5 protein-coding genes and 1 pseudogene are annotated in these 5,783 nt (G+C 64.1%); 2 read left to right on the top strand and 4 right to left on the bottom strand.

All coding sequences use genetic code 11. From position 1 onward, the window contains the following. Positions 1-121 precede the first annotated feature (121 nt). Together IU459_RS39910 and IU459_RS36410 are read right to left on the bottom strand one after the other, a co-directional pair. On the bottom strand, positions 122-1,042 hold the full coding sequence (locus tag IU459_RS39910) for an SEC-C metal-binding domain-containing protein (RefSeq protein WP_195134134.1): 921 nt from the start codon (positions 1,040-1,042) through the stop codon (positions 122-124). Continuing rightward, on the bottom strand, positions 1,039-2,355 hold the full coding sequence (locus IU459_RS36410; protein WP_195134135.1) for an IS701 family transposase: 1,317 nt from the start codon (positions 2,353-2,355) through the stop codon (positions 1,039-1,041). The genes IU459_RS39910 and IU459_RS36410 overlap by 4 nt, the downstream gene beginning before the upstream one ends. A 298-nt stretch (positions 2,356-2,653) precedes the next feature. Here IU459_RS36410 and IU459_RS36405 point away from each other — a divergent pair, with 298 nt between their 5' ends. Together IU459_RS36405 and IU459_RS36400 are read left to right on the top strand one after the other, a co-directional pair. Then, a complete protein-coding gene (locus tag IU459_RS36405) occupies positions 2,654-3,232 on the top strand; it encodes a hypothetical protein (protein WP_195134133.1) in 579 nt (192 codons plus the stop codon). 346 nt (positions 3,233-3,578) lie between these two features. After that, positions 3,579-4,462, top strand: a pseudogene (locus tag IU459_RS36400) (IS5 family transposase). On the opposite strand, the gene IU459_RS36395 reads toward IU459_RS36400, so the two are convergent. Both IU459_RS36395 and IU459_RS36390 read right to left on the bottom strand, forming a co-directional pair. After that, the gene (locus IU459_RS36395) at positions 4,421-4,894 is read right to left on the bottom strand and encodes a hypothetical protein (RefSeq protein ID WP_228839014.1); all 474 of its coding nucleotides are present in this window, start codon (positions 4,892-4,894) and stop codon (positions 4,421-4,423) included. The pseudogene IU459_RS36400 and the gene IU459_RS36395 sit on opposite strands and share 42 nt — an antisense overlap. Before the next feature lie 139 nt (positions 4,895-5,033). Further along, positions 5,034-5,552: a hypothetical protein gene (locus tag IU459_RS36390; RefSeq protein ID WP_228839013.1), complete on the bottom strand. Its 519-nt coding sequence runs from the start codon at positions 5,550-5,552 to the stop codon at positions 5,034-5,036. Positions 5,553-5,783 lie beyond the last annotated feature (231 nt).

The raw sequence follows: 5,783 nt of genomic DNA, 5'->3' as shown, positions 1-5,783 counted from the left end.
CCCGCCCAGATGGAGACCGCCGTGCGCTCGTTCTTCCACCGCGTCCAGAAGCTCCCCGGCCGCGCCCGCAGCTACTTCCAGGCCCCACACACCACTTACGCTTCAACCTTTTAGTTTCGGATCAATATGTGGTGGGTCGGCCGCAGCATTTCTTGTATTTGGTGGTGGAGCCGCACCAGCATGGCGTGTTACGTGCCGGTGGCCAGTTGATGGCGTGGCCTTCTGTGATGATCTCGTTGATGCAGGCCAGGCGGGTGTCGGAGTCGGTGGGGTCGCTGCCGGTGCGGGTGGTGTAGTCGAGGAGTTTGGCGACGGTCAGTGGCACCATGGTGATGCGGGCGATGCCGGATTCAGCCAATTCGCGGTTGGCTTTCTCTCGCTCGGCGATGATGGTGTCGGCGTCGACGGTTTCGACCAGCTGTGGCCAAGTTTCGTGGGCGTGGGGGATTTCCGGGCGAGGCCAGAACAGCACCCGCATTTCGCGTGGTGGTTTCGACGGGGTCGAAGTGCGGACGAACTCGTCGGCGCGTTGGGCCAGGGACTCGACCGAGGTGTCGAGGTCGTCGGAGGGCAGGCCCAGTGCTTGGCGGATGCGGCGTCGTCCGGCGATGATGTTGTTGGCGTAGCAGAGGAAGCCCAGTTCGTCGTCGCGTTCGGCCATCTCGTCGTCGGACAGGCGGGTCACGGCCATGTTGAACCAGGTCAGTGCCTGGGGCAGGTCACCACGTTCTTCCAGTAGTTCCGCGGCCATGTGATATGGCGCGGCGGAATCGATCCTGTCGCGTCGTAACGCGTCGAGCTGGGCCCAGGCGTCGGTATCACGGTCGAGGTCGAACAGGATCTCCGCCAGCGTCACCCGGGCGTTGCCGCCGTCCTCACCGCCGAGGTCGATCCCCTGGTGCAGCAGGTCGATGGCGCGGTCGTGGTCCGCGGCGTGCCACCATTGCACGGCGGCTTCGAGCAGGATCTCCCCGCGCTGGTCCGGGTAGCGGTCGAGGTCGGCTTCCAGTTCCGCGGCCAGCGTCGCGGGTCGAGTGGTCACCCGGGCACTGTAATCGCCGCGCCGCGGCGGCGGTAGTGGCCGACCCGGGCCCGGTGTTGATGGCGGCGACGCCACCTCGACCAATGCAGCCGGTCGATCACGGCGCAGGCTGGTTTCACGACCAGCACCGCGAATAGGTGTCGGATCTCATTGCGCGTGAACGGGATCCGATCCGAGGGGGCGGGCCCGAGTGCCTGCTCGGTGACGGCCAAGACGGTGAGGAAGGCGTGGGCGAGCATCGCTAGGAGAGTCCAGCGGTGCCAGGACCGCCAACCCCGGACTTGATGCTGGTCGAGCCCGGTCAGCGTCTTGGCGGTCTGGAAATTCTCCTCCGTCGACCAGCGCCGGCCGGCCACTTTCACCAGCGTGGCGAGGGTGACCGGCCCCGGGGCCCCGCACCGGTGGTAGGCCAGTTCCCCGGTGCGCTGGTTGCGACGGATCATCAACCAGCGACGTGCGGGCGCAGCGTCACAGGTGTCGGGGCCGATCTCGATCCAGGCCCAGTCGTAGACGCGAGGCCCCTTGACTCCATCACCAGCCGAGAGCGCCTGCCACGCCCGTTTCGGCAGTGTCGCAGCAAGGCCGTCGACGCGGACACGGCCGGTCGCGGTGGTGACGCGGTGATCGCAGCTGACCGCGAAAACATAACCAGTGCCGCGGGATTCGAGTTCTGCGCGCAGTTTCGGGTCACCACCGTAAACCTCGTCGCCGGTCACCCAGCGGGCGGGAACACCGGCGTCGAGCGCATCGATGATCAATTGTTTCGCCAGGACGGGTTTGGTGGCGAACCGCATACCGGCGGGCACACCGGCCTGCTCGCAGCGGTCCGGATCGGATGTCAACGACTTCGGCAGATACAGGGCGCGGTCAACGAATGCGTGCCCGGCGCGGGTGGCATAGGTGAGATACACCGCGACTTGGCTGTTTTCGATCCTGCCAGCCGTGCCGGTGTACTGGCGCTGCACCCCGACAGTGTGCACGCCTTTCTTGAGGTCGCCGGTTTCGTCTACCACGAGCGTCGCATCGGCATCACCCAGATGCTCGATCACATAGTCGCGCAGGTCATCTCGCAGACCATCATCGTCCACCACAGCCGCCGACAGCAGGTGCTGCCTTCGGCCCGGCCCTCGGTCACCGGCATGTTCTGCCAGTGTCCAGCAGTTCTTGTTCGGCAGCTCCGACACCATCCCGGCCAGCATCTTCACCGCCGTATGACGGGTCTCCGCCCGCGCGAACCGCGACCCGATACCCACACTCAGGTCCTCGAACGCCCGCCGCCACCGGCCACCGTCCACACCCTCACCAGCCGACACCACCAAACCCGTTGCACCACTCACAAACACGACATGATCACGCCACAGCCACCCACAGCCACCCGGACGATCAGACACACCATCCATCACGAAGTCGTACTGGAGTACTAACTCGGTGTCCACTCCCCGGGGTGAGCCCCAGTATGGGGGAAATCCCTACGAACTATTACTCGGCATGGCACCGGTTGCCGATCGGTTGCCCGTATGTGACCATTTTAAGCCTCTTGGTGGTGTTTCCGGTGACTAGCCGGGCGGCTAACCACCTTTCAGTCGCAACTGCGAGTAAGGATGATGATCAATGTCAGTCAATGCGAAAATCGTAGGACCCAGGGCTTTCTTTAAGCGCTTTTCCATCGCCATCGCCATCGCCATCGGCATCGTGGTTGCGATGCCCGCGGCCACGGTGCCGGCGCAGGCGGAGGTGCGTGTCGACATCTCCTTCCACTACGCAAACGACGGAACACAGAACAAATATGGGACGTTCGCGTGTGAGCCAAAGTTTGACGTGGAGGGAATCGCGGTCGAAGTCGTCTCGGAGGACGGCCTAGAGCCAGGGGACACCTGGGTCGGCACGGAACATAACAAAGTGTGTCTATATCCTCAACCAGACAACACGATCAAATACCGCGGAAGCCTGGTCATGGACCCGCTAACCATCACAGGCTGCGGCACCGGGACATTGGCCTACGAGTACAAAGGAACTCTCTCAGCGCCTGACCCGGTGACCGGTAATCGCACGGACAACGGCGCAGGGGATATCATTTCTGGCTCAGGCACGGGCGACCTTGAGGATATAAAGGGGCAGATCTCCTGGACCGGCACCGCCTCCCCTAACTTTACTGGAGTAGGTTATGGCACAGGGGCTGTGAAATGCTGACCTCGCCCCCATCTGCATGATCGAGTTAGATGGTCGTCATTCTGCGGCAAATATCGTGAGCTGAGGAGCATAAAAGGATATGCCCCGGCTCTGATAACCAGGCTGAACTCGCAGGGTCCTCCGGGTCGTGATCTTGGTGGCTGGCATATGCCGGACGTATGAGGTCACGGCCATTTCAAAGTCGCTGACGGGTGAGGTTCGTGCTGGTCGGCGGTTGAGGAGCATCCGCGAGAAAAGTGGCGCTAACAGGTCGCGCAGATTGGGGGTTGATACCCGGGTGTGAGTGGGGGCAGGCACGGCCCCAGTGATCATGAAAGTGCTTACGTCTCTTGATCACTGGAGGTCCGTGCCTGCCCTGCCATCATGGCTCATCGACCCCTTGTGGGACAAGTTTGCCGCTGTGTTGCCCGAGCGTCCCGTCTTCGATCCTGGTCATCCGCTGGGCTGTCACCGCCGCCGCATCGACGACCGGATTGTGTTCGGCAAATTGATCCAGGTGCTGCGGTTCGGTTGCGCCTACGAAGCAATTGCCGACACCACCTGCTCGGCGAGCACGATCCGCAACCCCGCGACGAATGGATCACCGCGGGTGCGTTCGCGCAGCTCAAGACGATCGCGCTGGACGCCTACGACCGCATCGTCGGGCTGGTCCTCGACGACATCGCCGTCGACGGCTGCATCACCAAAGCACCCGGCGGCGGGGAATGCGCCGGACCATCTCCGGTCGACCGCCGCAAGCAGGGCATGAAACGGTCGCTGCTGGTCGAGGCCTCCGGCATCCCGCTCGGGCGGGTCCTGGCCGGCGCGAACCGCCACGACTCCCCGCTGCTGTCTCCTACCGTCGATCGCCTCGACGACCTCGGGCCACTGCCCGAGACGATCACTGTGCACCTGGACTCCGGCTACGACTCGGGCAAGACACGGGACCGGCTGCCCGGGCGCGGCCTGCACGGGCAGATCGCAACCAAGGGTGAGAAAGCGCCGATCAGGCCAGCGAGCGCTGGCATGTGGAGAGAACGAATTCCTGGCACAACGCTTTCAACAGGCTGCAACGTTGCTATGAACGCCGCGAACGCGTCATCGACGCCTGGTTCGACCTCGCCGACGCCATCATCATCGTCCGCGCCCCCCATCCGCCGTGCCTGGACCACCCACCGGGGGTTCGGGACTGGTGATGAGATCGCGTATTCAACTGTCGTGTGTTGTCGGAGGAGTCCAACCGGTGGGTGACCGGAACCTAGGGGTGGTGACGTAGCGGCTCCAGACCACTGCTGCCTCGGCGGCGAGTTTCGTCGTGGTGACGTGGTGATAGCCGAGCGCGTCGGCGACGACGGGGGCGGGCATCTGCTGGACGTGCTGTCGCATGGCCGATGTCCGGCCTGGGACGTTGAGGACGCCGAGCGCCTTCAGCAGTCCGCCCAGGGTTTCGGGGTGCATCGGTTGCCCGGCCCGCCGTCCGGGGAACAGCCAGCGCGATTCGCGGTTGGTGGCGGTGTTCATGTTGGTGCGGCTGTCGATCCAGGCCAGCAGGATATCGGCAACCGGTTCCGGGACCGGCGAGGCGGGTTCGCCCAGGCGCAAGAGCACGTGATCGCCGTCGTGGATGACGTCGTCGATGGTGAGCCGGACGACGCGGGTGAGCGGTTGAGCGTAGAGCAACACGATCGCGGCCGCCGCGCGTGAGCGTAATGGCTGGTCGGAGGAGTGCGCCCGAGCAGTTCGATGCGCTCCTCGGGTGGCATGGGTGGTCTTCGATTCGGTGCTATCGGCGGCAGGAAGAATTGCCCCGTGAGCTGGTTGTTCATGCACCACAACAGAAAAGTTCGCAGGCAGCCTCGGCGGTGGGGGCCGTTCTGGCGTGCCATGCGTCGATGTCGGATTGGCTGCTGGCAGCGAGCGTGACGCCTTGTCCTGCAAGCCATTCCAGGAACAGTGTGGCTTGTTTGACTTGGTCGTGGGTGTGGCGTCGAGCCGGTGGGGTGAGAGGTTTTCGTTCGGCTTTGGCCCGCAGGCGGGGCAGCAGGTGCCAGGTCGCGTAGCGACGGATGATTTGGGTGTGATCCGGGTCGGTGATGGTCGCGAGGTGGCCGGGCAGCCAGCGCACGAATCCGCAGATCTGTTTGTCGACGACGGGCAGAACACCGCAGGCCATGAGCAGTTCCCGCAGATGTGCCGCGGCCCGCCAAGGTTCGAGAGCATGGAACGCCTCGTGGGTCAGCTCGATTTGCCCGCGTCCGAGTTCGCGCAGCAGGTCCGCTGGGGTTCGGTCCTTCCCCTTGCGAGGGTAAAGCCAGGTCAGGCCCGACAACGGGTTGTTCATCGCGAGCAACCGATCGGCCAGAGGAACGAGCTCGGGCCTGATCCGGCCGGTGCCGTCGTCGAGCAGTTCATTGAGCTTGTCGGTGAATGTGCAACGGGTGCAAACCTGCGTTCCGCGTAATTCGGAGCGGATAGAGCCCAGATTTATGCCCTGACCTGCCCAGACATGGAGAAACGCGCCTGGGGACCGTGTCTCTAGGCGTGCAGATACTCGCAGGTCAGGGCGCCGGGG

It is taken from the genome of Nocardia amamiensis, from assembly GCF_015477605.1.
GTDB classification, from domain to species: domain Bacteria; phylum Actinomycetota; class Actinomycetes; order Mycobacteriales; family Mycobacteriaceae; genus Nocardia; species Nocardia amamiensis_A.
The sequence above is the reverse complement of the archived record's forward strand: the minus strand, read 5'-3'. Positions and strand labels throughout refer to the sequence as shown.

Bases quoted from the DNA above. Each gene is read 5' to 3' on its own strand.
- IU459_RS36405 (WP_195134133.1), top strand. From the start codon at position 2,654: ATGTCAGTCAATGCGAAAATCGTAGGACCCAGGGCTTTCTTTAAGCGC.
- IU459_RS36390 (WP_228839013.1), bottom strand. From the start codon at position 5,552: ATGAACAACCCGTTGTCGGGCCTGACCTGGCTTTACCCTCGCAAGGGG.